23 protein-coding genes and 1 pseudogene are annotated in these 26338 nt (G+C 59.3%); 11 read left to right on the forward strand and 13 right to left on the reverse strand.

Annotation, left to right across the window (positions count from 1 at the left end):
* Nucleotides 1–84: 84 nt before the first annotated feature.
* From ACIGDJ_RS01215 to gnd, 3 genes are read right to left on the reverse strand one after another with little or no spacing between them, the layout of a single operon-like run.
* Nucleotides 85–906: an HAD family hydrolase gene (locus ACIGDJ_RS01215; protein ID WP_101159563.1), complete on the reverse strand. Its 822-nt coding sequence runs from the start codon at nt 904–906 to the stop codon at nt 85–87.
* Nucleotides 903–2426 (reverse strand): glucose-6-phosphate dehydrogenase, encoded by a 1524-nt coding sequence (gene zwf / locus ACIGDJ_RS01220; RefSeq protein ID WP_397478163.1) that lies wholly within the window; start codon nt 2424–2426, stop codon nt 903–905. The genes ACIGDJ_RS01215 and zwf overlap by 4 nt, the downstream gene beginning before the upstream one ends.
* Nucleotides 2423–3403: a phosphogluconate dehydrogenase (NAD(+)-dependent, decarboxylating) gene (gene gnd, locus ACIGDJ_RS01225; protein ID WP_101159561.1), complete on the reverse strand. Its 981-nt coding sequence runs from the start codon at nt 3401–3403 to the stop codon at nt 2423–2425. Before gnd ends, zwf begins: the two co-directional genes overlap by 4 nt.
* A gap of 275 nt (nt 3404–3678) precedes the next feature.
* On the opposite strand from gnd, the gene ACIGDJ_RS01230 reads away from it, so the two are divergent.
* The 3 genes from ACIGDJ_RS01230 to ACIGDJ_RS01240 all read left to right on the forward strand — a co-directional run bounded on the left by ACIGDJ_RS01230 (nt 3679) and on the right by ACIGDJ_RS01240 (nt 6200).
* Nucleotides 3679–3861, forward strand: a complete 183-nt coding sequence (locus ACIGDJ_RS01230; protein ID WP_016774671.1) for a DUF6026 family protein — start codon at nt 3679–3681, stop codon at nt 3859–3861.
* Between the two features lie 211 nt (nt 3862–4072).
* Nucleotides 4073–5815: a phosphoethanolamine transferase CptA gene (locus ACIGDJ_RS01235; RefSeq protein ID WP_312999411.1), complete on the forward strand. Its 1743-nt coding sequence runs from the start codon at nt 4073–4075 to the stop codon at nt 5813–5815.
* A gap of 175 nt (nt 5816–5990) precedes the next feature.
* A complete protein-coding gene (locus ACIGDJ_RS01240) occupies nt 5991–6200 on the forward strand; it encodes a hypothetical protein (RefSeq protein ID WP_101159559.1) in 210 nt (69 codons plus the stop codon).
* Between the two features lie 117 nt (nt 6201–6317).
* Here the strand turns inward: ACIGDJ_RS01240 and ACIGDJ_RS01245 are convergent, their stop codons facing one another.
* The 3 genes from ACIGDJ_RS01245 to zapE all read right to left on the reverse strand — a co-directional run bounded on the left by ACIGDJ_RS01245 (nt 6318) and on the right by zapE (nt 8733).
* Nucleotides 6318–6815 carry a GNAT family N-acetyltransferase gene (locus ACIGDJ_RS01245; RefSeq protein ID WP_101159558.1) on the reverse strand — a complete coding sequence of 166 codons (498 nt, stop codon included), beginning with the start codon at nt 6813–6815 and terminating at the stop codon, nt 6318–6320.
* Between the two features lie 200 nt (nt 6816–7015).
* Nucleotides 7016–7597: a DinB family protein gene (locus ACIGDJ_RS01250; protein ID WP_397478164.1), complete on the reverse strand. Its 582-nt coding sequence runs from the start codon at nt 7595–7597 to the stop codon at nt 7016–7018.
* 17 nt (nt 7598–7614) lie between these two features.
* The gene (zapE, locus tag ACIGDJ_RS01255) at nt 7615–8733 is read right to left on the reverse strand and encodes a cell division protein ZapE (protein WP_397478165.1); all 1119 of its coding nucleotides are present in this window, start codon (nt 8731–8733) and stop codon (nt 7615–7617) included.
* Between the two features lie 295 nt (nt 8734–9028).
* On the opposite strand from zapE, the gene ACIGDJ_RS01260 reads away from it, so the two are divergent.
* Both ACIGDJ_RS01260 and ACIGDJ_RS01265 read left to right on the forward strand, forming a co-directional pair.
* Nucleotides 9029–10495, forward strand: coding sequence for a nucleobase:cation symporter-2 family protein (locus ACIGDJ_RS01260; protein WP_101159555.1), 1467 nt, complete (start codon nt 9029–9031; stop codon nt 10493–10495).
* A gap of 65 nt (nt 10496–10560) precedes the next feature.
* The gene (locus ACIGDJ_RS01265; protein WP_397478166.1) at nt 10561–11034 is read left to right on the forward strand and encodes an LEA type 2 family protein; all 474 of its coding nucleotides are present in this window, start codon (nt 10561–10563) and stop codon (nt 11032–11034) included.
* A 55-nt stretch (nt 11035–11089) separates the two neighbouring features.
* Here ACIGDJ_RS01265 and ACIGDJ_RS01270 read toward each other — a convergent pair whose 3' ends face one another.
* On the reverse strand, nt 11090–12013 hold the full coding sequence (locus ACIGDJ_RS01270; protein ID WP_101159553.1) for a carbon-nitrogen hydrolase family protein: 924 nt from the start codon (nt 12011–12013) through the stop codon (nt 11090–11092).
* Between the two features lie 83 nt (nt 12014–12096).
* Between ACIGDJ_RS01270 and ACIGDJ_RS01275 the strand changes: the two genes are divergently transcribed.
* Nucleotides 12097–13011, forward strand: coding sequence for a LysR family transcriptional regulator (locus ACIGDJ_RS01275; protein ID WP_101159552.1), 915 nt, complete (start codon nt 12097–12099; stop codon nt 13009–13011).
* 6 nt (nt 13012–13017) lie between these two features.
* On the opposite strand, the gene ACIGDJ_RS01280 is transcribed toward ACIGDJ_RS01275, so the two are convergent.
* Nucleotides 13018–13272 carry a hypothetical protein gene (locus ACIGDJ_RS01280; protein WP_003224595.1) on the reverse strand — a complete coding sequence of 85 codons (255 nt, stop codon included), beginning with the start codon at nt 13270–13272 and terminating at the stop codon, nt 13018–13020.
* 154 nt (nt 13273–13426) lie between these two features.
* On the opposite strand from ACIGDJ_RS01280, the gene ACIGDJ_RS01285 reads away from it, so the two are divergent.
* Nucleotides 13427–13744, forward strand: coding sequence for a YqjD family protein (locus tag ACIGDJ_RS01285; RefSeq protein ID WP_101159551.1), 318 nt, complete (start codon nt 13427–13429; stop codon nt 13742–13744).
* A gap of 58 nt (nt 13745–13802) precedes the next feature.
* Here ACIGDJ_RS01285 and ACIGDJ_RS01290 read toward each other — a convergent pair whose 3' ends face one another.
* Complete coding sequence (locus ACIGDJ_RS01290) at nt 13803–14831, reverse strand: Ldh family oxidoreductase (protein WP_397478167.1); 1029 nt, start codon at nt 14829–14831, stop codon at nt 13803–13805.
* A gap of 493 nt (nt 14832–15324) precedes the next feature.
* Here ACIGDJ_RS01290 and ACIGDJ_RS01295 point away from each other — a divergent pair, with 493 nt between their 5' ends.
* Nucleotides 15325–19941, forward strand: coding sequence for a dermonecrotic toxin domain-containing protein (locus ACIGDJ_RS01295; protein WP_397504508.1), 4617 nt, complete (start codon nt 15325–15327; stop codon nt 19939–19941).
* 58 nt (nt 19942–19999) lie between these two features.
* Here the strand turns inward: ACIGDJ_RS01295 and ACIGDJ_RS01300 are convergent, their stop codons facing one another.
* Nucleotides 20000–20269: a PepSY domain-containing protein gene (locus ACIGDJ_RS01300; protein ID WP_101159548.1), complete on the reverse strand. Its 270-nt coding sequence runs from the start codon at nt 20267–20269 to the stop codon at nt 20000–20002.
* A gap of 153 nt (nt 20270–20422) precedes the next feature.
* Here ACIGDJ_RS01300 and ACIGDJ_RS01305 point away from each other — a divergent pair, with 153 nt between their 5' ends.
* Nucleotides 20423–21424, forward strand: a complete 1002-nt coding sequence (locus ACIGDJ_RS01305) for a FecR family protein (protein ID WP_312999385.1) — start codon at nt 20423–20425, stop codon at nt 21422–21424.
* Between the two features lie 52 nt (nt 21425–21476).
* Here ACIGDJ_RS01305 and ACIGDJ_RS01310 read toward each other — a convergent pair whose 3' ends face one another.
* Nucleotides 21477–23822, reverse strand: a complete 2346-nt coding sequence (locus ACIGDJ_RS01310) for an acylase (RefSeq protein ID WP_312999380.1) — start codon at nt 23820–23822, stop codon at nt 21477–21479.
* Between the two features lie 245 nt (nt 23823–24067).
* On the opposite strand from ACIGDJ_RS01310, the gene ACIGDJ_RS01315 reads away from it, so the two are divergent.
* Nucleotides 24068–24445, forward strand: a complete 378-nt coding sequence (locus tag ACIGDJ_RS01315) for a fe2+ zn2+ uptake regulation protein (RefSeq protein WP_101159545.1) — start codon at nt 24068–24070, stop codon at nt 24443–24445.
* Nucleotides 24446–24462: 17 nt separating this feature from the next.
* Here the strand turns inward: ACIGDJ_RS01315 and ACIGDJ_RS01320 are convergent, their stop codons facing one another.
* A complete protein-coding gene (locus ACIGDJ_RS01320; protein ID WP_101159544.1) occupies nt 24463–24651 on the reverse strand; it encodes a hypothetical protein in 189 nt (62 codons plus the stop codon).
* 217 nt (nt 24652–24868) lie between these two features.
* The gene (locus tag ACIGDJ_RS01325; protein WP_157830908.1) at nt 24869–25036 is read right to left on the reverse strand and encodes a hypothetical protein; all 168 of its coding nucleotides are present in this window, start codon (nt 25034–25036) and stop codon (nt 24869–24871) included.
* On the opposite strand from ACIGDJ_RS01325, the pseudogene ACIGDJ_RS01330 reads away from it, so the two are divergent.
* A pseudogene (locus ACIGDJ_RS01330) lies at nt 25035–26165 on the forward strand (cache and HAMP domain-containing protein); the annotation flags it as partial. The gene ACIGDJ_RS01325 and the pseudogene ACIGDJ_RS01330 overlap by 2 nt on opposite strands.
* Nucleotides 26166–26338: the final 173 nt, after the last annotated feature.

Genomic DNA, 26338 nt, shown 5'->3' on the forward strand with positions numbered 1-26338 from the left:
CGCTTTCCCGAGCAAGCCCGCTCCCACATTGGTTTTGTGTGTTGCCGGGATCTTGCGCACGCACCCGCATTGGTTTGTGTTGCATCACTGCGGAAGAATGTATTTCTCGATCGCCAGGACCACGCCGTCTTCAGTGTTTGGTGCGGTGACGACATCGGCCTGGCGCTTGACGGCCTCTTCCGCCTGGCCCATGGCAATCGATAATCCGGCGCATTTGAACATTGCCGGATCGTTGCCGCCGTCGCCGATGACTGCGGTCTGTTCCAACGGCACGCCGAGGTATTCGGCAATCGTCGTCAGCGCGGTGCCTTTGTTGGCCTCCAGTGCGGTGACATCAAGATACACAGGCTGTGAACGCGACACCTGCGCCATGCCGTTGACCTTGGGCAACAGTTGCGCCTCCAGCTCAATCAACAGTTCGGTGTTGTTGCTGGTCGCTACGATCTTGTCGATACGTTGCAGATACGGTTCAAAACTCTCCACGACTACCGGCGGATAGCCGAGGCCGTTCTGCTCACGCGGGACCATTGGCCCGAGCGGATCCTTGAGCAGCCAGTCGCCGCCGCTGAACACCCAGATTTCCACGTCCGGCTGATCGGCGAACAGTGCCAGTGCGATCAATGCCGTGGTCGCCGGTAAATAATGCGCGGCCAACAGCGTGCCGTCCGGTTTGACGATGGTGCCGCCATTGAATGCAGCTGTCGGCAGATCAACGCCCAAGGCCTCGATCTGTTGCAGCATGGCTTTGGGCGGGCGCCCGCTGGCGAGGCTGAACAGCACGCCGGACTCGCGCAACGAGCGCACGGCGTCAATGGTGCGTTGGCTCAGTGTGTGATCAGGCAGCAACAAGGTGCCGTCCATGTCGCTGAGCAGAAAACGGATGGGTTGTTTCGCCAAGTCACTCATCCCAGGCCATGCCAGACGCGGCCATCGCGGGTCAGGAGGTCTTCGGCTGCTTGCGGGCCATCTTCACCTGCCGCGTAGGCCTCGACGCTGGCGTCCTGCTGCCACGCATCCAGGAACGGCTGCACGGCTCTCCAGCCGTTCTCGATATTGTCGGCGCGCTGGAACAGCGTCTGGTCGCCGGTCAGGCAGTCGTAGATCAAGGTTTCATAGCCGGTCGAAGGCTGCATCTCAAAGAAGTCCTTGTAGGCGAAACCCAGTTCGATGTTGGCCATGTTCAGTGCCGGCCCCGGCCGTTTGGCCAGCAGGTCGAACCACATGCCTTCGTTCGGCTGGATCTGGATGCGCAGGTAGGTCGGCTGCAACTCGTCGACTTCGGTGTCGCGGAACTGCGCATACGGCGCCGGTTTGAAGCAGATGACGATTTCGGTGTCGCGCACGCTCATGCGCTTGCCGGTGCGCAGGTAGAACGGCACGCCGACCCAGCGCCAATTGTCGATCATCACCTTCAGCGCCACGTAAGTTTCGGTGGTGCTGTCGGGTGAAACGTTGGCTTCTTCGCGATAACCCTTCAATGGCTGGCCTTCGCGCTCGCCGGCGCTGTACTGGCCGCGCACCGAGTTGGCCCGGGCTTCTTCCGTCGACCAGGGACGTATCGCCCCGACCACCTTGGCCTTCTCACCGCGCACCGCGTCAGCGCCAAAAGCGGCCGGCGGTTCCATGGCGACCATCGCCAGCAACTGGAACAGGTGATTGGGTACCATGTCGCGCAGTGCGCCGGTGTGTTCGTAAAAACTGCCACGGGTTTCGACGCCGACAGTTTCGGCGGCGGTGATCTGCACGTGGTCGATGTAATGGTTGTTCCAGAACGCTTCGAACAGGCTGTTGGAGAACCGGCTGACCAGAATGTTCTGCACGGTTTCCTTGCCCAGGTAATGGTCGATCCGGTAGATCTGCTTCTCGCTCATGACCTTGAGCAGGCAAGCGTTCAAGGTTTCGGCGGTCTGCAGATCGGAGCCGAACGGCTTCTCGATGACCACCCTTCTGAATGCTTCGGGGGTCTCTTCGAGCAATTTCGCAGCGCCGAGACGGCGCACGACTTCACTGAAGAAACGCGGCGCGGTGGCCAGATAGAACACCGCATTGCCGGTGCCGCTGTCGGCGATTTTCGCCGCCAACGCTGAATAGGTGCTGTCGTCCAGGAAGTCACCCTGGACGTAGCTGATACCTTGGGCGAGCTTGGCCCACAAGACCGGATCAAGCATCTGATCGCCCTTGCCGACTTTCGCCGCCACTTCGGTACGGATGAAGTCTTCGAGCTTCTGCGCGAAGGCGTCATCAGTGATTGCGTTGTGATCAACGCCGACGATCCGCAGATTCTCGTCGAGCAGGCCGTCGCGACTGAGGTTGTACAGCGCTGGCATGAGCAAGCGCTTGACCAGGTCGCCGTGGGCACCGAACAAAAACAGCGTGGTCGGTGGTGCGGGTTCTGCCTTGGATTTTCTGCGGATCGTACGGGTCATTTTTTCGTGGTCTCCACGTGGCCGCCGAAGCCGAAGCGTTGTGCCGACAGGATCTTGTCACCAAAGGTGCCCTGCCCGCGCGAGCGGTAACGGGAGAACAGCGAGTTGGACAGCACCGGCACCGGCACCGCTTGCTCCATCGCCGCCTCGATGGTCCATTGGCCTTCGCCGCTGTCGGCGACCGAGCCAGAGAAACCATCGAGCTTTGGATCGCTGGCCAGTGCATCGGCGGTCAGGTCGAGCAGCCAGGACGATACGACGCTGCCACGACGCCAGACTTCGGCGATGTCTGCCACATTCAGGTCGAAACGCTGATCTTCCGGCAGACGTTCGCTGGATTTGGTCTTGAGAATGTCGAAGCCCTCGGCGAACGCGGCCATCATGCCGTACTCGATGCCGTTGTGAATCATCTTCACGAAGTGCCCGGCACCGGCAGGACCGGCGTGGATGTAGCCGTGTTCGGCACGGTGGTCATCAGACTTGCGGTCCCTGGTGCGCGGGATGTCGCCCATGCCCGGCGCCAGAGCGGCGAACAGCGGGTCCAGACGCTGGACCGTTTCGGCGTCGCCACCGATCATCATGCAATAACCGCGTTCCAGGCCCCATACGCCGCCGGAGGTACCGACGTCGATGTAGTGCAGGCCCTTTTCATTCAAGGTTCTGGCCCGACGAATGTCGTCCTTATAGTTGGTGTTGCCGCCGTCGATGATGGTATCGCCGGGTTCGAGCAGTTCGCTCAGGGTGTTGATGGTGTCTTCGGTCGGTGCGCCGGCCGGCAGCATGACCCAGACAGCGCGCGGCTTGTCGAGACCGGCGACCAGAGCCGGCAAGTCGGCGACGCCGGTGGAGCCCTCGGCGACCAGGTTGTCGATGAAAGCGGTATTGCGGTCGTAAACAACGGTGGTGTGACCGTTGAGCATCAGACGTCGCGCAATATTGCCGCCCATGCGGCCCAGTCCAATAATCCCGAGTTGCATGTGCTGATGCTCCTTACTACAAATAAATGTGTGTCATTGGTTATAGCCCAACGCGACTGATGGAGGTTAGTCCAGAGCGTTGCGATGAAGTTTCCGGGCATTGTGCCCGATCCAGAGTGATAACGCCCCGAATCCTGCCGAAGACACACCGACCATGAAAAATAAAAAAGTTCCCTTTAAGGGCAAAAGAAATCAAAATTGGCGCCGATAGTAAGTCAAGCGCCTCGGAACGAGGAGTGACTTACAGTTGATGCACGCCATTTGCGAGGTGAGCAATGGGCACAGTACACACAGCAATGCCGCCACAAACCCTCTACGTTACGATCCGTCGCGATGAATTGCGCCAGTTGAAAGACGAGCGTGACCAGTTGAAGCACGAATTGGCGCAATTGCGCGCACTGACCCAGGGCTCGCAGCCGCAACCACGTCCGGTTGTGCAGCGCGCACCCCACGCCTGATCCCCGCCTGCTTCGGGAACGGCCCCCGTCGTTCCCGACACGTTGCACCCTCTGACCGCCTGATACAAATCCGAAGCGGCGCTTAACAAATCTTTCACATGCCCTTGGGGATACTCCGCCCCATTCTGGCCGTGCCTGCGTGTACGGCCTTGTTCGTCGGTGTCATGGAAGCGTTTCCGGCGTGGGTCTGATGATTGAGCTGGAGCGCTGAATGGCATTGTTCAAACGCAGCAAAACGACTGCGAGCGGTTTCGACTGGGCCGGATTCATCTGGCTGTTCATCTTCTTCTGGTACTTCTCGGGCATTACCCAACTGCTGATCCAACTGACCGGCACTTCCGGCTTCACCGGATTTCGTCAGGCATTCGTGATGAGCGCGCTGTGGCTGGCGCCGATGCTTCTATTCCCCAAACAGACTCGTGTGCTTGCGGCGATCATCGGTGTGGTGTTGTGGGGCTGCTCGATGGCCAGTCTGGGTTACTTCTTCATTTACCAGCAGGAGTTCTCGCAGAGCGTCATCTTCATCATGTTCGAGTCGAACGTGTCGGAAGCCGGCGAGTACATGACGCAATACTTTGCCTGGTGGATGATCCCGGCGTTCCTCGCCCATACCGCGGTCGCGTACTTCCTGTGGACGCGGCTGCGCCCGGTGTACATGCCCCGTGGTCGCGCGCTGGCTGCCGCGACCGCGATCGTGATTGCCGTGGCCGGCTACCCGCTCATCAAACAGACGATGCGCATGGGCAACTTTGCCGAAGGCTTCGAGAAATTCGAAACCCGCATCGAGCCTGCCGTGCCGTGGCAGATGGCCGTGGCCTATCACCGTTATCTGGAAACGCTCGAGGACATGCAAGGCATGCTCGACAGCGCGAGCAAGATCCCACCGCTGAAAAACCTCAAGGACGCTTCGGCCGGTCAGCCGGCGACGCTGGTGCTGGTCATCGGTGAATCGACCAATCGCCAGCGCATGAGCCTTTACGGTTACCCGCGCAATACAACGCCGGAACTGGACAAGCTCAAGGATCAACTGGCGATCTTCGACAACGTCATCACACCGCGCCCCTACACCATCGAAGCGTTGCAGCAGGTGCTGACCTTTGCCGACGAGCAGAATCCCGACCTGTACCTGTCGACACCGTCGCTGGTCAGCGTGATGAAACAGGCCGGTTTCAAGACTTTCTGGATCACCAACCAGCAGACCATGACCAAGCGCAACACCATGCTCACGACCTTTTCCGAACAGGCCGACGAGCAGGTGTATCTCAACAACAACCGCAACCAGAACTCGGCCCAGTACGATGGCGACGTCATCGAGCCGTTCAACAAAGCGCTGGCCGATGCAGCGCCGCGCAAGTTGATCGTGGTGCATTTGCTCGGCACGCACATGAGCTACCAGTACCGATATCCACCGACGTTCGACAAGTTCAAGGATCGCCAGGGCGTACCGGCCGGCGTACGTGACGATCAGGTACCGACCTACAACAGCTACGACAATGCTGTGCTGTACAACGATTTCGTGGTTTCGAGCCTGATCAGGGACTACGCCAAAACCGACCCGAATGGCTTCCTGCTTTACCTCTCTGACCACGGCGAAGACGTCTTCGACTCAGCCGGCCACAGCACCCTGGGTCGCAACGAAAACAAACCGACTGCGCCGATGTACACCATTCCGTTCATGGCCTGGGCCTCGCCGAAGTGGAAGGAAAACCACGACTGGAACTTCGCCGGCGACCTCAGCCGCCCGTACAGCAGCTCGCAGTTCATTCACACCTGGGCGGACTTGGCCGGGTTGAGCTCCGATGAGCTGGATCGCAGCAAAAGCCTGGTCAGCGACAGCTTCGTACCGCGCAAGCTGCTGATTGGTGACCCGTATCAGGCACCGAGGCGGGCGTTGATTGACTTCAGTCTGATGAAGCCCCCGCACCCTGTTCCTGCGGAAGTAGCGCAGAAGTAAAACGACAGAGGGCCGCAAGGCCCTTTTTTGTGCCCGCCGGTCATGGTGTTTCTGTAATACGCCGCAATATAGCGCTGAGCGAGCGTTAACCCATTGTTAATGGTCGCGACCCAGACTCTCTATCGCGGTCTGCTTCAAGGACGAACCGACTCCCACTTGTTCAGTAGGAGGCAATATGAAAACCACCACAGTCATCCTCACCGCCCTGCTCGCTGTCGGCTCTACCAGCGCCTTCGCTGAAGGCGGTGCCGAGCGCATGCGTTATCACTACAGCAATTTCCCGGTCCAGCACGCACAAAGCGAGCAGAAGGCCGATGCCAACGCGAAAGAAACTCGCGTTCCTGCTGACCAGACGGCGCAGGTAACCGAGTCTTATCGCGACTGAGCTTTACCGAGCAACCGATGGACCTCCCGTGGCTCCGCTCTGGCCAGGGAGATGATATTTAGGCGCCCTGCCCTGGGCGCCTTTTTTTTATGTCCGGGCCGGTGATTGGCGGGCCTTTCAGGCCGGTAAATCCTTTGTCCAGAACAGCATCCGTCCGTGATCCGGATTGAACATCCCCGGCGCAAAGCCGAATTTGCGATATGAACCCTGCGCCACAGTATTGCCTTCCAACACCTCCAGGGTAATTTTGCAGCAGCCACGCTGGCGGGCGATCTCTTCAACCTTCTGCAGCATTTTCTGGCTGAGCCCCAGGCCGCGGAATTTGCCGACCACGGCAACATCGTGAACGTTGACCAGCGGTTTGCAAGCAAAGGTCGAGAAGCCTTCGAAACAGTTGACCAGCCCGGCCGGTTCGCCGCCAACGAAGGCCAGCACGCTGAAGGCATGCGGGCGGCGGGCGAGTTCTTCGGGCAGGCGTTGCAGCAGTTCGGGCGAGATCGGGTGACCGCCGCCCATGGGATCTTCGGCGTAGTGGTTGAGCACGATGCCGATGGCTTCGGCGTGCACCGGGTTGGTGTAACTGGCCTGAAGTACAAGTATTTCTGCGGAATCCATTTCCATCCCCGATAAACAAAGAGCCCCGGCGCGCAAGGTGCTAGCTGGAAGGCCTAGGGGGGACATTAGCTTGGGTGCGCCTGAGAGGGCAACTTGAAAAGCTGAAGATCAAAAGATCGCAGCCTCGTTGCACTCGTCAGCGCCTACGGTCCGATATGTGTAGGAGTTGACGAGTGCAACGAGGCTGCGATCTTTCGCGGTCAGTGGCCCCAGATAAGTTCTTCAGTCCAGCCCAGTTCGGCGAAGTCTTCGGCGCGCAATGTGCTTTCGCCGACACAGAAAAATTCATCCAGTTGCGGTGGCTTCACCGTCGTGCTGCTGAGCATGGCATGCACTTGGCCGCGATGATGAATCTGGTGTTCGAACAGGTGCGAGAGCATACGCAGGCGGCTGTCATGCTGCGGCGTATCGCGGGCGATGGTGACGATTCTCGCCAGATCGGTATCGCGCAGTTGCTCGCAATAGGCAATCAGCCGGCGATCAACGCGTGCCTGTTCCTCACGCAGCACGGCGGCGTCGGTAAACGGCTCATCCGCATTAAAGAACACGTAGCAATCAGGGTGCGGCTCGTCACCGCGCAATTCGCGCTCCAACGCGTCGACATAGAACCAGTCGCAGGTGAGGATGTGATTAAGCGTGAGGCGGATGCTCGGGAAGAAGCTTACCCGTAGCGCCGCGAGTTCTGTGGCCTCAAGCTGGATCCAGGCCTTGGCCAGGCGATGGTTGGCCCAGGCATTCTGGTAGGCCATGGTCAGCAAATGATGGGACAACGCTTGGCTCATCTGTGCGCCCTCCTCTTTCAAACTTCGGCGAAACGCTGCAACTGCATCTCCTGCAAGCGGCTTAGCGTGCGGCGAAACGGGAATTGCAAGTAACCCTCGGTGTACAGCGCGTGCATTGGCACGCTTGCCTCGACGTACAGCGGCACTTTGCGGTCGTAACACTCGTCGACCAGCGCGATGAAGCGGCGCACGCCGTCGTCATGCACCGACAACTGCGGCAGCTCCCGATCGCCGGCGACCACGCGCTCGGCGCCGTCCTCGGTGCCGCGGGCGATGCGCCCCTCGCGCTTCTGCGCGCTGAGGTTTGGCACTTCGCTCAACAGAATAGCCCGGTAGCGATCGCACAGAGCGATGAAGTCCATGGCGGCAAAAGGCTGCTCGCACAGATCGTGGTAACGGCACCACAGAATGGATTCACTGGCCTTTACCACGTTGAGCATGCGATGGCCGACGGCGACGGGATCTTCACTGCTGCTTTCACCCGCAATCAGCGCTTCGAAAACAGCCCTCAGCGCGCTTGGCGAATCGGCTGTGCGGACAAAATAGCGTTGTTCGATCGTGCCCGGATGCAAGCGATGATCCTCGGCGCCATTCACCGCGACCACCTGCATATGCGCCTTGATCGCCGCAATGGCCGGAGTGAAACGGTCGCGATTGAAACCATCGGCGTACAGCTCGTCCGGCGGCAGGTTGGATGTGCAGACGACCACCACACCTTCGTCGAACATCACCTGAAAAAGTCGCCCGAGAATGATCGCGTCGCCGATGTCATTGACGAACAGCTCATCGAAACACAGCACGCGCACGTCGGCGGCGAGTTCTCTGGCCAGGGCGCGCAGCGGATCGGCGATGCCGCTCAGCTGAAACGAACGCTGATGCACCCAGCCCATGAAGTGATGAAAGTGCTGTCGCCGCGCCGGCACCCGCAGGCTTTGGTAGAACTGATCCATCAGCCAGGTCTTGCCGCGCCCGACCGGCCCCCACAGGTACACGCCGTTGACCGAACGGACGCCGGCATGCAGGGCTTCGTGGCATTTCTGCAAGGCCCAGACCGCGAGTTCCTGGGCTTCATCCTGGATGAAACCCTTGTGTTCAACGGCGTATTGCCAGGCACTGTGGGGGGAGTCGAAAGTCATGCGCGGGAGTATGCCAATGCCACGGGCGCTTTTCCATTGCCGGTCGAGGCACGTTTGATCGTTCCCGCGCTCTGCGTGGGAATGCCTCAAGGGACGCTCCGCGTTCCAGCTCTGGAAGGGACGCGGAGCGTCCCGGGCTGCATTCCCACGCGGAGCATGGCAACGATCAGAACAAGGGAGAGGCAGTAAAACCTGACCTTTCAGGCAGTTATTGCTCGTTGCCCTCGCCGTCCGCTTGCGGCATTCTGCGCACCCATTTTCTGACCCGGCTCCGCCTCGCGGCGCGCACCTGACCATGACCGCCTCCGATAAAACCCCGCGCAACAACGACCTGATCTACGGCCTCAACGACCGTCCACACCTGACCGCCACGGTGTTCGCCGCGCTGCAGCACGTGCTGGCGAGTTTCGTTGGCATCATCACCCCGACCCTCATCATGGGCGGCGCGCTGGGCCTGCAAAGTGAGATCCCTTACTTGATCAGCATGGCGCTGTTCGTCTCCGGCCTCGGCACGTTTGTCCAGGCCAAGCGCTTTGGCCCGGTGGGCTCCGGCCTGCTCTGCCTGCAAGGCACCAGTTTTTCCTTTATCAGCGTGATTCTCAGCGCCGGTTTCATGGTCAAGGCGCGCGGCGGCGGCACTGACGAAATCCTCTCGACCATCTTCGGCGTGTGTTTCTTCGCTGCATTCATCGAAGTAGTACTCAGCCAATTCATCGGCAAGCTGCGCATGCTGATCACGCCGGTGGTGACCGGCACGATCATCACCCTGATGGGTTTATCACTGATCAAAGTGGCGATGACCGACATCGCCGGCGGCTTCGGCGCACCTGACCTCGGCGCTGCCAGCCATGTGTTTCTGGCGGCGCTGGTAATTGGCACCATTGTCGTGTTGAACCGCGTCGACGTGCCGTTTCTGCGTCTGGGCGCGATTGTTATCGGTCTTACCCTCGGCTACGTAGTGGCTTGGTTGATGGGCACGGTGGATTTCGCTGCGATGCCCGAGGTGCCGCTGGTCAGCGTGCCAGTGCCGTTCAAGTACGGCTTCAATTTCGACTGGGTGGCGTTCGTGCCGGTGGCGGTCATTTTCCTCGTTTCGCCACTGGAAGCGGCCGGCGACCTGACCGCCAACTCGATGATTTCGCGGCAACCGGTCAAAGGCCCGTTGTACATCCGCCGAATCAAATCCGGCCTGCTCGCCGACGGGCTCAACTCGGCCATGGCAGCGGTGTTCAACAGCATGCCGATGGTGACCTTCGCGCAGAACAACGGCGTGATTCAGCTCACCGGCGTGGCCAGCCGCTACGTTGCCTTCTTCATTGCCGGATTGCTGGTGATTCTCGGGTTGTTCCCGATGATCGGCGCGGTGCTGCAATTGATGCCGAAACCGGTGCTTGGCGGCGCCGAGCTGGTGATGTTCGGCACCGTCGCCGTGGCCGGGATCAAGATCCTTGCCGAGGCCGGCCTGCATCGGCGCAACATGCTGATCGTGGCGATCTCGCTGGGCATGGGCCTGGGTATCGCGGCGGTGCCGCAAGTGTTGCGTGAACTGCCGCAGGCGCTGCGCAACATCTTCGAATCGCCGATCACCGTCGGTGCGTTGTGCGCTATCGTGCTGAACATCTTCCTGCCCGAAGAATTCATTGAGCTGGAAGAAGACGATTTCGACCCGGAAGCGTCGATTCTGCAGGTCATGGAAAACCCCGACGTCACCGCCAAAGCTGAACCCGGCCAGGCGGCGGGTGTCGCACCATTGAACCGCTGACGTCGCGCCTCGAAAAAAAGGGCTGCACCGGCGACGGTTCAGCCCTTTTTTGTCGAGAGATTTTTATGCGCCGCGTTCACGCCGTCATCCTGTCGCTCTTGCTGCTGTCGCTCAGTGCCTGCGCGCTGTTCCCCAATCGCGATCCGGTGAACATCAATGTGGTCGGCCTCGAACCGTTGCCGAGCCAGGAACTGGAAGTGCGCTTCGCCATCAAGCTGCGGGTGCAGAATCCAAATGAGACCGCGATCGACTACAACGGCGTCGCGCTGGACCTGGAGGTCAATGGTCATCCACTGGCCTCGGGCGTGAGCGATCAGAGCGGCACGATACCGCGTTTCTCTGAAGCGATTGTCACAGTGCCGGTCAGCGTCTCGGCGTTCTCGTTCCTGCGCCAAACGTTGGGCCTGAGCCAGACGCAGAGCCTCGACAACCTGCCCTACGTGCTGCGCGGCAAGCTGGCTGGCGGAGTGTTTGGCACGATGCGCTTTACCGACAGCGGCAAGTTGAGTTTGCCCGAGGCGAGTGCGGCGACGTGGTAAAACGTGCTGGTGACTGTTTCAGATCCGGGCACTGCCCCCTGTGGGAGCTCAAAGGTCAGGAGTTGAACCGCACCCCCGGCTTCGCACGCTCATCGACGGTCAACTCAAACACATCCGGCCGCGCATAGTGGCCGACCACATCGTAGTCATACCGCGCACGGATCAATTCATCGGTATCGATTTGTGCCGTGAGCAACCCCGCTTCGCCACGCAACGGTCCCGCCAGGACATCGCCCATCGGCCCGACGATCACGCTGCCGCCGGCGATCAACGGGCGATCGCCCGGCCAGTTGGCAATCTCAACGCCCAACGCATTCGGCGAGGCTTGCACCTGACAAGCGCTGACCACGAAGCAGCGGCCTTCATGAGCGATGTGCCGCATGCTGACCTGCCACATCTCGCGCTCATCCACGGTCGGCGCGCACCAGACCTCGACACCCTTGGCATACATCGCCGTGCGCAGCAGCGGCATCATGTTTTCCCAGCAGACCACCGCGCCGAGCTTGCCGACCTGGGTGTCGAACACCGGCAGCGTCGAGCCGTCACCCTTGCCCCAGATCAGTCGTTCAGTGCCGGTGGGCATGAGCTTGCGGTGTTTGCCGATCAGCCCGGCCTGCGGGTCGAAATACAGCACTGTGCAATACAACGTGCTGCCGGCGCGCTCGATGACACCGATCACCAGGTTGGCACCGGTGCGCGCTGACAATCCGGCCAGCGCTTCGGTTTCGGCGCCGGGCACATCGATGGCATTGGCGAAATAACGCGCGAAGGCCTCACGCCCCTCGGGCAGTCGGTAGCCCAATTGAGTGCCGAAGCCCTCGCCTTTCGGATAGCCACCAAGCAAGGCCTCGGGCATCACCACCAGCGCAGCGCCGGCGTCACGGATCGCGTCTTCCCAGCTCAGGATCTGTTCGAGAGTTTCGCTTTTACCGCCGGGCAAAGCGCCGATCTGCAGCGCGGCAACAATGGATTTGGGCATGGTGTTACTCCATCAGGTTCAGGTGTTGCTGATTCTCCAGCGGCACGCGATCATGAATAAAGCCCTGCCCGCTGCTGAATGATATGAGCCAAATGAATATCGCCGACATCGACCTGAACCTGCTGAAAGTTTTCGAGGCACTGCACGAGGAGTCCAGCGCCAGCCGCGCCGCACTGCGCCTGGGCGTGACGCAATCGGCAGTCAGCGCGGCGTTGCGCCGTTTGCGCGAGGTCTATGGCGATCAGTTGTTCGTCCGCACCGGACGCGGACTGGCGCCGACCCTGCAAGCCAATCAGCTGAAACCAGTGATCAGCGATGCCCTGAACAAATGCCGACAAAGTCTGGCCATGCTCGATCCAGCGGCCAATCAATACGACGGGCGTTCGATTGCGATTGGTCTGTCGGATGATTTCGAAATTGCCTACGGTCGCCACTTGATCGAGGAAATCGCCTGGCGCGCGCCGAAACTGCGGCTGATCTTTCGCCAGACCCATAGCCAGATCGTCGCCCGCGCGCTGATGGAACGCAGCATCGACCTGGCGATTACCGCTGGCGGGTTTGCCGAGCGCCTGCTCAGCCGTCAGGTGTTGGGCGAAGGTGGCTACGCCTGCCTCGTCGACCCGGCTAGTCTCGCGCCCGGCCAGCAGCACATCGAGTTGCAGGAGTTCGTTATGCGCGAGCACATTCTGGTGTCGTCGGGAGGCTTTATCGGCATCACCGATGAGGGTTTGGCGGCAGTGGGATTGAGCCGCCGGGTCTGCGCGTCGACCACGCATTTTGCCGCGCTGCCGTTTCTGCTCAAGGGCAGTCAGGCCGTAGCAACCATTCCAACCCATGCTGCCGCAAGCATCGCAGCGCTGAGCGGGCTGGCATTGCTGCCCTGCCCTTTGCCGTTGCCGCGCTATCCGGTGGAATTGGGTTGGCGCACCAGCACGCAGATCGATCCGGTGCTGGGCAAGGTTCGCGAGGCGATTGCCGCCACGTTCAGCCAGGTGTGAAGCGGTTTACTTGTTCGCCGCCATCAGGCGATTGACTTCGCTGCGCACCATGTTGGCGAACTCCGGCGGCGACATGCCGTCGAGTTCGGCGCGAACCCACTCGGCCCATTTGCCCTTGCGTTTGGAGCGTTCGCCAAACAGGCGCGCGGCTTCGCCTTTGGCTTTACCCAGATTGTTCTGCCAGAGTTCGAACAGACGGGATTTCTCATCTTCCAGCGCGGCGCGCTCTGCGAGGGATTTGTCGGCCAGATTGAAACTCATGGGGATTTATCCTGCTGCGTAAAATGGCGACATCTTACACGCTCGGCGGAAATCTCCGGTGCAGGTTTTTCCCTTGTCCGCGAATGACATGCAACTTTTCGCCTGCCGCTACACTCCATTGGTCACTGTCCATTCACCTGCAAGGAGTCATCCAATGGCCCGTAAAACTGCCTCGCAAGCTGCCGAAGAGCAAATCAAGGATCAAGCTTTCAGCGAGCTTCAGGCTCTGATCGAAGAATCGGACAAACTGCTCAAGAGCAGCGCTTCACTGGTAGGCGAAGAGGCGGAAACGCTGCGTGCACAAATTGCTCAGAAACTGCAGCTGGCGCTGGATTCGGTGTCCAGGGTGCGCGACCGCACCAAACCCGCCGTTGCAGCCACCGAGAACTACATCGGTGGTCATCCTTGGCAGACCGTGGCGGTTTCCGCCGGTTTCGGCCTTGTGGTGGGCCTGCTGCTCGGCCGTCGCTGAATCCAGCGTGACAAAAAAAAGCGAACCCTGCGGTTCGCTTTTTTTATGCCTGCGCGAACTATTCTCCCGCCAACTCGCGTAACTGCCGCAACGTCTGCTCATCCAGGGCGATCCCTTGGGTCATTGATCGACCGCGCTGCAAATGCCGCCGATCCCCCGGCAGGCGCTTGAGCCCGACCCCGTGCATCTGCCGCACCAGTTCCTCGCTGCGCTGGGCAAAGCTTTGCCCCGCCGCTTTGCTCGGATCGATGACGATCAATAGTTGGCCAGTCCATGGGGTTTTCGCGCCAGGGTGGTTGGACCAATCGAACTCGAACGAAAAATTGCCACCGGTCAACGCCGCCGCCAGCAACTCGACCATCATCGACAGCGCCGACCCCTTGTGCCCGCCAAACGGCAACAACGCCCCGCCTTCGAGAATTGCCTTGGGATCCTGGGTCGGTTGGCCGAGGCTATCAACGCCCATGCCGGCCGGCAGCCTTTCGCCGTTGCGCGCAGCGATCTGCACATCGCCGTGGGCAATGGCGCTGGTGGCCAAGTCGAAGACTATCGGCGCGGCATTGGCTCTTGGCGCCGCGAAGGCAATCGGGTTGGTGCCGAACAGCGGTCTGTCAGCACCATGGGGCACCACGCAGGTCATGCTGTTGACCACGCTCAACGCCACCAAACCTTCGTCGGCGAAGGGTTCAACGTCCGGCCAGAGTGCGGCGAAATGATGTGAGTTGCGGATCGCCAACACCGCGATCCCGGCGTGACGAGCCTTTTCCACCAGCAGCGATCGGGCCGCCGCCAATGCCGGCTGGGCAAAACCATTGCCGGCATCGACGCGGACAAACCCGGGCGCGACGTCTTCAACCCGGGGCACGGCATGGCCATTGACCCAGCCACTCTTCAGGGTCGAGACATAACCGGGAATGCGGAATACACCGTGGCTATGGGCGCCATCGCGTTCGGCGTTGGCGCAATTGGCCGCCAGCACACCAGCCACTTCGCTGGAGGTGCCGTGGCGTAGAAAAATCGTTTCCAGCAGTTGCGTGAGTGCTTCGACGGATAACGAGGACGAACCATGATCGTGTGGCGCAGACATCTGAAGCTCCAGAATGATTATTGGAGGGAACAACAGCGTACGGTCGATTTGACCACCGATTAACCGCGCCAGAGCTGTCGGCTGTCAACCCTTGGATTGAACGACAATGCTGATGCTGGCGAATACACATTCACCCTTGGCAGGTGCGGTAACTGAATACCGCCAGTGCTCGCGGTCGTGGATCTATGGTTGAGTCCCTGCCCGATGGCGCCCCGTTCAGAGCCCTATGATGTCCAGTTCGACCGCACCTCTGCTGTTTCCCGAGATTTTGAAATTCCCCGGCCTGCATGCTGATCTGGCCAAAACCCATGGTCTGAACAGCAAAGACTTCAGTTGGCTCGCGCACGTGCAACTGGCCACCCACGCTCTGCGTAGCGAACAGACCCCGCCAATGCTCGCCGAGCGAATTCTGCTTAACGCCGACAAGCAACTGCCCGTACCGTTGGCCGGTAGCTTCATTCTCGGCAGCGGCCCGGACGACGACGACGACGGCATGTTTCTCTACACCCCCTACGACGGGCTGAAGAAATACAGTGATGACGAAGCACTGACGCAGGCGTTGCAAACGCGCCTGGACAATGCCGATGAACAGGACGATCTGTTGGCGTTCCTCAGCGCTTCGCAGCGCAAGGAACTGGTGGAAAAAAGCGTTATCAGCGTTACCCGCGAAACGATCGAAGGCGATGTATTCGAGGAGCAACAAAACTCGATCACTCTCGCTCAGCAAGCCTGTTCGCGCGACTTGCTTGACGAACTCAAGCGCCTGCCGTCGCTCGCCTCCCTGCTGCAAAAGATTCTCGATGAACGACTCGAAGCGCACTTTGGCGACTTGCGACAGAGTGACACCCGGGTCAGTTTTTACGCGGATACTGCGCCCTCTTCCGGAGAAACCAGGCATTGGGTCGAATCGCTGTCGCTCAGTGCAGCGCTGCTGCTGCACTTTCGCCGTCAGCAGTGGCCGCAAGGCCAGACCATTGAATTCTCCAATCCTGCCCGCCTCCCAGCCACGGATGATCAATCGGCATGGGAAACCGCGGTCAAGACCGCGTCGGGCAAACTGATCATGCTGTTGTTTCGTCAACTCGAGACCTACTGGAGTGCCGCCTCACTGGAGGGGGCTCCGAGACGTACATTGTTCAGCCAGGCTTTGCAGGACCAGGCGCGCGCCGATCTGATGACCAAGCGCGAGACACAAATCCTCAGCGCCAGCGAGTTCGATGCGCTGCACAGTCTGATCCGTGAGCCGAACGTGGCCGTACGGCGCCCCACCTTCGAAACCGTGTGTCTGCGCGAGGCCGCCACTCAGGTAGAGTTGGCCGGCTCGCTGATGATCAATCATGACAAGGCTTATCTCTACACCCCCAGCGAGGGCCTGCAAGTGTTGACCAACTATGCCGATCTCAAAGAGACGCTCAGTGCCAAACTCGATACTGCAGGGCACGAAGACGAACTGTATGGACTGATGAGCCTTGAGGAGCGTGATCACTACCTTGGTTTTACCAACGCCCAGGTGTCAGGCGAAAACATCGGTGGCGAAATAATGACTACCTTGTTCGAGGCCATCGTCACCAAACAACGGCAAAACGTCGAGTTTGCCTTGCAGCAATTTCGCCAGAGTGAACGTACCAGAGACATTCATGCACTGTTCGACAAGGCGCTGGATATCCGCTCGATGATCCATCAGCGCCTGCTCAAACTCGACGTCAATCAGCGCTGGAGCACCCGGCCGTCGTTTTCCAGCGCGCCTCCATCGTCACTGGTGCAGGCAGACAAGGCGGCGCAATTGACGAAAGAGCTTCAAGGACGGCTCAAACCCCTCACTGATGAATTCAACAATCAACCGACTGCAAGCAGCGGTGAACAGCGCGGCTTCGTGGAAAGCATGCTGTGGAAACTGGCGCAGGCTTACCAGGCGGGAATTTGCGCTGAAGCACACCTGAGAAACTTCAATGGTTCATGGCCGCAGGCCGAACGAAAAATCATCGAAACCGTATTCGACACTGCCCACGCCACCCGCGCTGAACGCCAGTCGCTCAATGGCTTTCGCCCGGACGCCTGGACAATGTCCTTGAAATGCGAAGGCCAGACTGACGCATTGCCGCTTGCCTACTGTGTGTTGCTGACCGAACGCGGCGGCCTGGACGTCGCGCATTCCGGCCGCGCCATTCTGTGGACGCCGGCTAACGGCCTCGAGTCGTTCGCCGACATCGCCGTTGCGCGCCAGCAATTGCAACGAAGGCTAGACGACACAAACCTGAGTTCAACCTTGCTGGAAAATCTGCCAGCGAAGCTGCGTCGCCTGGATCAGCCGTACACGCTCGGCACTTTCGAGTTGATTGACGGCAGTGTGTCAAGCGATCGCATGCAATCGGCCATTGACCATTACATGGCCGAGTGTGAGTTTTTACGGATTTGCATCAAGGACGAAGACACGCTGGCGAAGTTTCTCAAGCAAATGAAAGCCAACGTCATCGATACCAATTTGCTGCGGGCCATCGATATCGCTCGTTCCGTTTCCCGGCATCTGGACTACCCCGACTGGTTGCGCACGGCACCGGTGAAGGAACAGCGCACGCAACTTGCACTGCTGGATGAGGTGCGGCGAGCCTTTATCGATGGCAAGGACTTCATTGAAGGCGTTCCGACTCTGGCCACTCACGTGGAGCAGACACTGAAGACACTGCTCGATGCCAGATTCCCCAATAACCGGCTCCGTCCTCAAGACATCCAGATCACCCCTAACCTGACGCTTGCCGGCCCAGCCTGCGACCTGCTGGAATTTGCCCAGCATCACTACAACATCGTGCAGGACACAGGTTTTTCAGTATCCGCAAAAACAGCCACGGCGTTACCGAAAAACTTCGATCAGGCCGCCGTGCGTCAACTGCTGCTATCGCTGGAAGTCGCCACAACTTATACGCGCAAGGTGACCGAAGCGCTGTCGGGCGACACTGAGGCTGCGCGCCTCAGCAAACAACGATTCCTCCGCCAATTACCCTGGCAGTTGATGCAGCACGCGCACACGTTGAAGCTGCAACAGCAACTGTCCGATAGCGGTTACGACTACATCTGCCAAATACTCGATATGCCGGACGGGATTGCCCGTGCCACCGTCGACGGAGCACATGCCATCGTCAGCCCACTCTCGTTGATCAAAACCTCCGGCGCCGCTTCCGTTGACGCCCTCGGCCTGTACGTCATCGGGCCGGGCGCGGGACAAACGGGGCCACGGGTCTTGTATGCGCCCTATTCCAGGTTCGTATTGCGTGAATTTGAAAACGAAGCGCAGTTGATCGAAGCATTGAACACCCCCGGGCCTTTCCAGGATCTGATCATCAGGCGTCTGCCAGAGGATCAGCAGGCCGTATTCAGGAACCTGTTGCAAACCACGATTGGCAAACCCAGCGAGATCACGCTTCAAAGCACAGCCGTCAACGATAATGCGCTTGAGCTGTTTCACAAGGACACGCTCAGTCTCGTGCCGCACCTGCTCGGTAGCCAGCCACAGATCAATGCCCAGTCGGATTGGGAAGCGGCGAAAATTCTGTTCAGTAAAGGCGTGCGCCTGGTACCCCACTTGTTGCCGGCGAAGCTCGCGTCTGTGTTTTTCCTTTGGCAAAGCTACCAAGACTTCAAGACTTCTGCCGAAGCCCTTCAAAATCACCATTGGGCGGACGCTCTGAAAAACTTTATAGCCGGCGCGATATCCCTGTTCAGTCTGGGCCGCTTGTCCTGGGAAGCAGAAGCAGAAACGGCCACCGACGACTTTGCGCCACAAGCTCAGCCTGCTGCCGACGCAGACACAACAGCCAAAGTTGCCGCTCGATGGGCGAAAGTGTCACCCGTTTCAACCGCTCGGGTGGAGCTACAGTCACTTGAAACCAGCAAAGCGCTGCAAAGTCTCAAACTCGAGAGCAATAAGCTGGTGTATGGAGACACGTCGACAACCCAGAAATATGCGGCCATTGCTGGCAAGGTCTACCCGGTGGTCGAGTCTGAGAAAACCTGGTATTTGCAGGTCAAGCAGGGCGGCAGAGGGCCTGCTCTCGAAGAGAAAAACCAAAGGCTGGTGATTGCGCGGACCGGCAACCCCGTTCACTTGTGCCGATCGAAGCGGCGCGATCTCGTACAAATCGAAGTCGAGACAAGCCGTTGGATAGAAATGGATATTCAGGCCAAAGGGATGGCACAGATCAATCGCCGCTACCCCGCCAGGGCCTTTGTCATCGAGCAAGCCATAGGCCGGGCAAGACGCTACGCACTGAACTGTCTGCACAACCTGGCCTTATATCGCGACAACCTGGGCGGCAGTCGCCTGGAAACTGTATTGAAGGGGATTTTCGACGTCTCGCAAGTCACACCTGCTCTGCTTGCAAACATCAAAAAAGTGCTGATCCCCCTCTGCCATGAGCTGGCCGACCCCAAAGATGACTTACTCCATACCGAACGGTTTTTCGCTGGTTTGAATTCCCGTTACTCCGACAACACGGTTGCATTCGTCTTCAAACAGGACAAGCGAAAAATAGTTCACCTCACCGAGAACTTCTTCAACCCGCAGCAGGATGTCTATACCGCCTACTTGCCGCAACGGTTCAACGTCGATTCTCACGCTCGGGCAGTGACGCTGATTCACGAACTGTCGCATCTGGTGTGCGACAGCGAAGATTTTGCGGGGGTAGACGCGATCAGTCCCTATCCCGATCTGATTGACACGAGCACTGCAGATGGGCAAACGCTTAAAGATGATCTCGAACTCAGGCGCAAGTCCTTGTCGCGCTCTACAGCGTCTGAACGCCTGTTCGCAGTGGAAAACGCCAGCAACGCCTGGATCGGCGTGGACCAGGTGCCGTCGCACGCTGATGATTACAAAAAGATTCTGCGACTTACCAAGAGCAAAAACCTTGCAGACTCCCGCAAAGCGTTTCGCAGCCCGGTCTCGGATGAGGCGCGCATTGCTGTGGTTCTGGCCAACGCTGATTCGATCGCGTTGCTGATGAGTGATATCGGCAGAGAACTGGACCCGCTACCGGCAGCCATACCCTTACCGGCCCCAGTGCCTGTCTCTGTCTCTGTCCCAAGTCAGACGCAATCCCCGCAACCAGAGCCGTAAACAAAAAAGTGCGCAGGTTCGACACCCGCGCACTTTTTATACAGCCAGCAGTGAGGACTCAGTCCTTCTGATCACGCAACACGTTGCCCGACGCGCCGTCAATTCGGAACTCGTAAACAATACCGTCGGCCTTGCGCCCTTCGCCTTCCCAGTAGCCGTCATTGTCGGCACCGATCTCATAGACTTCGACATAACCGGCTTTGGTCTTGGCGACCTCGATGGCTTTTTCGATGGTGATCCAGCCAGCGCCTGGCTTGTCCGCCAGGGCGGCACCGGCGCTGAGCAGACCGGCGGTGGCAATCAGGGCTGTGAATGTCTGTTTGATCATTTTTTCACTCCATTTATGGATAGTAGGCACTTGCTTCCTGTGTTTTTGGGCGCCACAGGGGAAAATAAGTTCCACGTTGATGGGTAAATGCCATGACGGATGTTCTCGGCAGCGGGTCAGCGAGGTTAGAATGAGCGAAATCAGGACGAGTCAATGACCCAAGACACTCTTTCGGAAGCCGAATACGATGCGATCACCGATGCCGCCGCGCAGTGGTGCATGCGTTTGCATGCCGTTGACTGCACGGACGAAGAACGTCGCGCGTTCCAGGCGTGGCACGATGCGCATCCCTTGCACGCTTTCGAATACGAGGCCATGCAAGAGATCTGGGAGGTCGCCGGAGATCTGCCGCGAACCGAGCCCGAGGCACTCGTTGCACAACGCAAGCCTTCGCGCTCATGGCCCAGGTTCGCGGTCATTGCCGGCGCCTGCGCCCTCGCCTTGCCGCTAGCGGCCTACACCGGCTGGAGTCTGGGCTGGTTGCCCAACAGTTATCAGCATTACGCCGCCAGCGACAATGTCCGTCAGATCACTTTGAGTGACGGTAGCCAGCTGGAACTCAACCTCAACACCGACCTGACCTTCAGCAATTACAAACATGAACGCCGCGTGACCCTGAACAAGGGCGAGGCGTTTTTCAGCGTCAGTCACGACGCCGCACACCCGTTCGTGGTTCGCGCCGGCGAAGGCAAGGTCCGTGTGACTGGTACGCGCTTCAATGTCTGGATGTATGAAGACCAGGTTCGGGTGAATCTGATCGAAGGCTCGGTGCTGGTCAGCAGCAATCGCGATCTACCGGGCGACGGTCTGCGCCTGACGCCATCGATGCAGGCACGCTACCGACATGGCGACTACACGCCACAAATCAGCCAGACCTACCCGAACGACACCTCGCTGGCGTGGCGCAGCGGCCGATTGGTGCTCGACAACCTTGCGCTTCACGACGCCCTGCCGTTGATCAATCGTTACCTCGACAAGCCGTTGATGCTCGCCGACACCAGCACCGGCGCGATCCGCGTGGGCGGCGTCTATAACATCAAAGAGTTGAACAACCTCGCCAACAGCCTGCCGAAAGTGCTGCCGGTCTACCTGACCCGCAACAAGGAAGGTAACCCGGTGATCAACTCGATGCCGCAACGTCCCTCGAAAAGCTGAAGGCCGCGTCCCTTGCGGGAGGCGGCCTTCGTTTGTTCCAGGTGATGAACTTTTACTGCGCTACCACCTTCCCTGCCTGTTCTTGTGCCTGGTGTATGGTCTGCACCTGATATTGCGGGTCTGCCTGGATTTGCTGCTCGGTAAATGGCAGAACGCTCCACTGTTTTCTGGAAAACGCCGCCGTCTGATCGCGCGAGTATTTCGACGCCGGATCACTTGATAACGAGAACGCCAACAGCCCTTGGGCATGTGGGCCGCTTTCGTCGAAGCTCACCACTTGCAGATAACTGGTGCCGCTGACCACCTCCAGTTTGCCGTCCTCGCGGGGCACGCTTTGCATCGCGTTGTAGATGCCAAGGGTCCCCGGCCCGCCGTGAATCGGCGTTTGCTGCCCGCCGCTGCTGACCACTTGAATATCACCCCAGCGCGTGTCCGGCTTCAGGCGCATCTTGCCAGTCAGTTTTACCGACGCCAGCATCGCCTCGCGTAGCGCTTTGGCGACAGCGGGTTGTTCAACCGCCAGACCACGCGGAGTGTTTTGCGCATCAGCCGGATCGAAGGTGACGCGCCAGATGTCTGGCGATTCAAGCAGCGCCTGCATGATGTTCCGGAAGTGCACCAGGCCCAGCCCGGAATCCAGATTGGCGCGGCCGTCCCAGGCTTTGAGGCTGACGCAGGCAGGTTTTAGTGTCGCCGCATCGCTGCCCAGATCCGATGCGCAGAACTTCAGCAGATCAGGCATGACCTGCGTGGCCAGGTACACCTGATCATCCATCACCATGCTTTGCAGATCCCTGATCCCCAGCGGGCCTTTTTTGCTCAGGTTGCCCAGGCGATCCAGGGCGAATCGCGAGCGCAGGCCCAGCGGTTGTCCGTCCTGGCTGATCAGCGGGGAATAGCCGGTAAGCGGTTGCGCCGGATTGGCCAGCCACGCAGAGTCGTTTGAGTGCTGGACAAAATCCTTGCGCAGCAACTGCGGCAACTGACTGGAGGCGAATATGCCCTGCTGTGCCGCTTGCGGATCGATATCCCAGACACACTCGCTGTTGGAACCGTCCAGAACAATCATGTGCAGGCCCGCGCGTGGGTCGCTGCATTTGGCCAGCTTGTCGGCGCTGACATTCGGCACCACCGAGAGGTTCATGTACAGCGTCTGGCCTTTGTCATCCACCGCCAGAGTGTTGACCCAGGGAATGCCCTGAATCTTGTGCACGGCGTCCTGCAGATTCGAGATGCTGTTGGCCTGGTTCATCGCATACCACTGCTTGAGCACACGATCGTTGTCCAGATTGGCATCGCGCAAGCTGTAGGCGTACTGCTTGTCCCAGTCGAGCTTGCCCGGCCACTGCACGATCGGCCCGAATTGCGAACTGTAGACGTCGCGCGTCACCGGTACGACCTGGCCATCAGCCTGCTTGACCTGCACGGTGACTGTCTGCCTGCTCAGCGCGAGCGACTTGCCGTCGACCAGGTAACGGGTCGGATCTTTCGGATCGAGTTGCAGACGATACAACGTGAAGTGTTTCGACGAGTCGACGGTATGGGTCCAGGCCAGATGCTGGTTGAAACCGATGTTGATCATCGGCAAGCCCGGTAACGCCGCGCCCATGACATCCAGCTTGCCGGGAATGGTCAGGTGCATCTGATAGAAGCGCATTCCACCCACCCAGGGAAAATGCGGGTTGGCCAGCAACATGCCGCGGCCGTTGAACGAGCGCTCGCTGCCGACCGCCACGGCGTTACTGCCTCGATCGAGGGCGAAACGCTGCTGACGTACGTCGGCCAATTGAAAGGCCTGAGCGTTGCGCTGAACCTGCGCAGTGGATTGCGGTGGGGTCGCACCGGCCAGGGCTTCGGCGAACTGGCCCACCCCGCCTTCTGCCAGCAGGCGCCGCGTCAGCTTGACCAGATCCTCGGCGTGGATCTCACGCACCCATTCACCCTGGCATTGCTGTGGCAGTCCCTGTTGACGGCGTTCGGCCAGATAGCGGTTGTAACCGGCGGCGTAGCCTCGTACCAGATCACGCACCTGAGCCGGTTGCGCCTGCCAGAACGCTTCGACCGCTGCAGGTGTGTTGAGCCAGGTGAAGAACACGTCACTCACGCGATTTTCCCGTTGTTCAACGGTGAACTGTTCGGGACCAAAGTAACGGGAACGCTCGCCATTGACCGTGACGATTTCATTGGCCAGCAGACACAAATTGTCCTGAGCATAGGCATAACCGATACCGAAACCCAGACCGCGCTCGTTCTCGGCACGAATGTGCGGCACGCCGAAACTGGTACGCCGAATGTCGATGCGGGTGTCCGTGGCCGGACTCAGTGCATGAGCCGACAGGCTCAGTCCGAATAAGGTGCCGGCAAGGGCCAGCCCGGTGAGTTGCCTGGAAATAATCACGCTCGCTCCTGATCGAAAGGTCGGTTGCCCCTGCGTCCACGCGCAATGAGCCTGACGAAGAAACGAAGCTGAGAAAAAAATATTTAGCGCGAAAAACCACCGAGGCGGCGCCGTCATCACGAGGCTGGGACGAATTGGCGACGAAATTTCTACATCTTTTCTTTCATGATTTGTCGTGCTGAAACGTCTTGTTTAGAGAACGCAACAAAACCTTTCCCGATCTGGCTCTGAAAAGGAGTAATCGCATGTACAACTCGCAACTACCATCGGACGGTAGCCAGACGCCACAGAGCGTTTCCATAAGTACGCACACCGACAATTTCACCCAGCGCGGCGAGCGTCCGGGCAACGAGCGCATCCGCGTTCTATTGAAGAGTTTCGGCCTGCGCACCAGCCTGATTCGGCTGAAAGTCATCGACGCGCTGCTGGTGGCAGCACAGAGCAATCGCCGCTTGGGCGTGCGCGGTGTGCATAGCCAGTTGCTCGATCTGGACGTGCCGTTGTCTTTTCTCAGCGTCCGCGAAGTGCTTAAACGCTTGTGCGCCGAAGGCGTGATCACCTTCAACGCCGACAAGAGTTACAGCCTGCACCCGCACGCTGCTGCGGTCCTCAGCGACGAATGAGGCCTGTGAAATAAACGTCAGGGCTTGACCTTGCGGCGCATTACGCCATTGATCACCACCACAATCACTGCCACGCCAATCGCGACGTACTGGAAAGTTTTTTCAGTGATCATTCCGGCGTTTTGCAGCCAGGACAGGCCGAGCATGATCGCCAGTACGGACAAAGCGATCAGAATCGAATAAATCAAGCGTTGCTTCTGGGTCATTGCGGTTTCCTGAAACGTAGAAATGTGTCCGCTTGCAGGCCACCTGCTCTGAGGATTCTGAGTAAACGCGACACAAACGGAGGCTCATGTTACAGCCGCTGAGGCGTTTTGGCTGCAGGATCGGCCACCTTGAGGCCGCCCGGTCGATTTGCCGCAACCCACGCCCGCGCCGCCAGTTCGGTTAGAACCTGTCTGGCCGTATCACGAAGATTCCTGTTTAGCGCTGATCACGGCGGCTCAATTGCGAAACTAACCGGTCATCGCTACGCATTTGTTTAGGCACGCAAGCAGCTAAAGCTTCGGCGCAGAACGACGATACGCTGTGATACCCGCCCTGTTTCAATTCCCGCCGTTCAACAAAAAGCCGCTCAAGGATCAGTTCCATGCCCGCACTGCGCACTATTCAGGCTCGCTACACGCTGTTTCTGGTTCTGTTTATCCTGCTGTTGTCAGTGCTGACCGTGGCCGGCATCAGCCAATTGGTCGCGCCGACCCTGCGCGATACCGAAGAGAAGGTCGTGCTCAACCGCATCGCCGAGGTCGCGGTACAGATTCAGGGCGAACTGAACAAGGTACAGGCGCAGCAACGCAGCATCACTCAGACCATCCCGCTGCTCGACAGCGCTGCCATCGATGTAGTGTTGCCAGGGCTGGTGGATCAGTACGGCGAACCGAAAGTCTTCGGCGGCGGCATCTGGCCGTTGCCCGGCCAGCGTGAAGCCGGGCGCAACAAGTTCAGCACCTTCTGGCATCGCGACGCCTCGGGCCAGCTCAAGGTCAATACGTTCTGGAACAGCGATGCGGCACCCAACTACTACGACCAGAGCTGGCACAAGGGCGGCATGGCCACCCCGCGCGGCCAGTGCGCATGGGCCGCTGCCTATAAAGACGATGCCAGTGCCGAGCCACGCACCAACTGCGCCATGGCTATCTACAAGAACGGCAGTGCCTGGGGCGTTTCGACCATCGACGTGACCCTGGGCTTCTTCAACGACCTGGTAGCGCGCAAGGAAAAAGACCTTAATGCCGAGATGCTCATCGTTGAGGCTGACGGCAAGATCATCAGCAACAGCTCGCGCATCAGCGGCCCGATCGTATTGAAGAACATCAGCGAACTGGCGGCCAGCTCGACCTTCGTCAATCAGATCAAGACCGGCCTGCAGAATCGCGATAAAGCGCAACGGGTGGAGTTCGACAACAACGGTGAAGCCGCGACATTCTTTATGCGCCCTATCGAGGGCACACCGTGGTTCCTCGCCACCGCCCTGCCCACCAAAATGCTCACCGCCCAGCGCGACGATGTGCTCAACAGCCTGAGCCTGATCCAGATTCCGCTGGTGATCCTGCTGGTGCTGTTGCAGGTTTACGCGATTCGCAAGCTGGTGCAGCGCATGAAAGCCCTCAAAGCCAACATCGACTCGCTGTCGAGCGGCGACGCCGACCTGACTCGCCGCATCACCATTCGCGCTGAAGACGAGCTCGGTGCGATCGGCCATTCGGTCAACACCTTCATCGCCTACCTGCAAAACATGATCGGCGAAGTCACTCAGGCCACCGGCGCCATGGCTTCGAGCCTCGACAACCTGCAGCGCACCTCGGCACACACCAGCCAGATCCTGCTGCGTCACGCCTCGGAAACCGACCAGACCGTCACTGCCATTACCGAAATGAGCTCGACCGCCGAAAG

It is taken from the genome of Pseudomonas sp. NPDC079367, assembly GCF_044542195.1.
Lineage (GTDB): Bacteria > Pseudomonadota > Gammaproteobacteria > Pseudomonadales > Pseudomonadaceae > Aquipseudomonas.

Excerpts from the sequence above, each read along its gene's own strand:
- ACIGDJ_RS01215 (WP_101159563.1), bottom strand. The coding sequence starts at position 906 with ATGAGTGACTTGGCGAAACAACCCATCCGTTTTCTGCTCAGCGACATG.
- zwf (WP_397478163.1), bottom strand. The coding sequence starts at position 2,426 with ATGACCCGTACGATCCGCAGAAAATCCAAGGCAGAACCCGCACCACCG.
- gnd (WP_101159561.1), bottom strand. The coding sequence starts at position 3,403 with ATGCAACTCGGGATTATTGGACTGGGCCGCATGGGCGGCAATATTGCG.
- ACIGDJ_RS01230 (WP_016774671.1), top strand. The coding sequence starts at position 3,679 with ATGGGCACAGTACACACAGCAATGCCGCCACAAACCCTCTACGTTACG.
- ACIGDJ_RS01235 (WP_312999411.1), top strand. The coding sequence starts at position 4,073 with ATGGCATTGTTCAAACGCAGCAAAACGACTGCGAGCGGTTTCGACTGG.
- ACIGDJ_RS01240 (WP_101159559.1), top strand. The coding sequence starts at position 5,991 with ATGAAAACCACCACAGTCATCCTCACCGCCCTGCTCGCTGTCGGCTCT.
- ACIGDJ_RS01245 (WP_101159558.1), bottom strand. The coding sequence starts at position 6,815 with ATGGATTCCGCAGAAATACTTGTACTTCAGGCCAGTTACACCAACCCG.
- ACIGDJ_RS01250 (WP_397478164.1), bottom strand. The coding sequence starts at position 7,597 with ATGAGCCAAGCGTTGTCCCATCATTTGCTGACCATGGCCTACCAGAAT.
- zapE (WP_397478165.1), bottom strand. The coding sequence starts at position 8,733 with ATGACTTTCGACTCCCCCCACAGTGCCTGGCAATACGCCGTTGAACAC.
- ACIGDJ_RS01260 (WP_101159555.1), top strand. The coding sequence starts at position 9,029 with ATGACCGCCTCCGATAAAACCCCGCGCAACAACGACCTGATCTACGGC.
- ACIGDJ_RS01265 (WP_397478166.1), top strand. The coding sequence starts at position 10,561 with ATGCGCCGCGTTCACGCCGTCATCCTGTCGCTCTTGCTGCTGTCGCTC.
- ACIGDJ_RS01270 (WP_101159553.1), bottom strand. The coding sequence starts at position 12,013 with ATGCCCAAATCCATTGTTGCCGCGCTGCAGATCGGCGCTTTGCCCGGC.
- ACIGDJ_RS01275 (WP_101159552.1), top strand. The coding sequence starts at position 12,097 with ATGAGCCAAATGAATATCGCCGACATCGACCTGAACCTGCTGAAAGTT.
- ACIGDJ_RS01280 (WP_003224595.1), bottom strand. The coding sequence starts at position 13,272 with ATGAGTTTCAATCTGGCCGACAAATCCCTCGCAGAGCGCGCCGCGCTG.
- ACIGDJ_RS01285 (WP_101159551.1), top strand. The coding sequence starts at position 13,427 with ATGGCCCGTAAAACTGCCTCGCAAGCTGCCGAAGAGCAAATCAAGGAT.
- ACIGDJ_RS01290 (WP_397478167.1), bottom strand. The coding sequence starts at position 14,831 with ATGTCTGCGCCACACGATCATGGTTCGTCCTCGTTATCCGTCGAAGCA.
- ACIGDJ_RS01295 (WP_397504508.1), top strand. The coding sequence starts at position 15,325 with ATGTTTCTCTACACCCCCTACGACGGGCTGAAGAAATACAGTGATGAC.
- ACIGDJ_RS01300 (WP_101159548.1), bottom strand. The coding sequence starts at position 20,269 with ATGATCAAACAGACATTCACAGCCCTGATTGCCACCGCCGGTCTGCTC.
- ACIGDJ_RS01305 (WP_312999385.1), top strand. The coding sequence starts at position 20,423 with ATGACCCAAGACACTCTTTCGGAAGCCGAATACGATGCGATCACCGAT.
- ACIGDJ_RS01315 (WP_101159545.1), top strand. The coding sequence starts at position 24,068 with ATGTACAACTCGCAACTACCATCGGACGGTAGCCAGACGCCACAGAGC.
- ACIGDJ_RS01320 (WP_101159544.1), bottom strand. The coding sequence starts at position 24,651 with ATGACCCAGAAGCAACGCTTGATTTATTCGATTCTGATCGCTTTGTCC.
- ACIGDJ_RS01325 (WP_157830908.1), bottom strand. The coding sequence starts at position 25,036 with ATGGAACTGATCCTTGAGCGGCTTTTTGTTGAACGGCGGGAATTGAAA.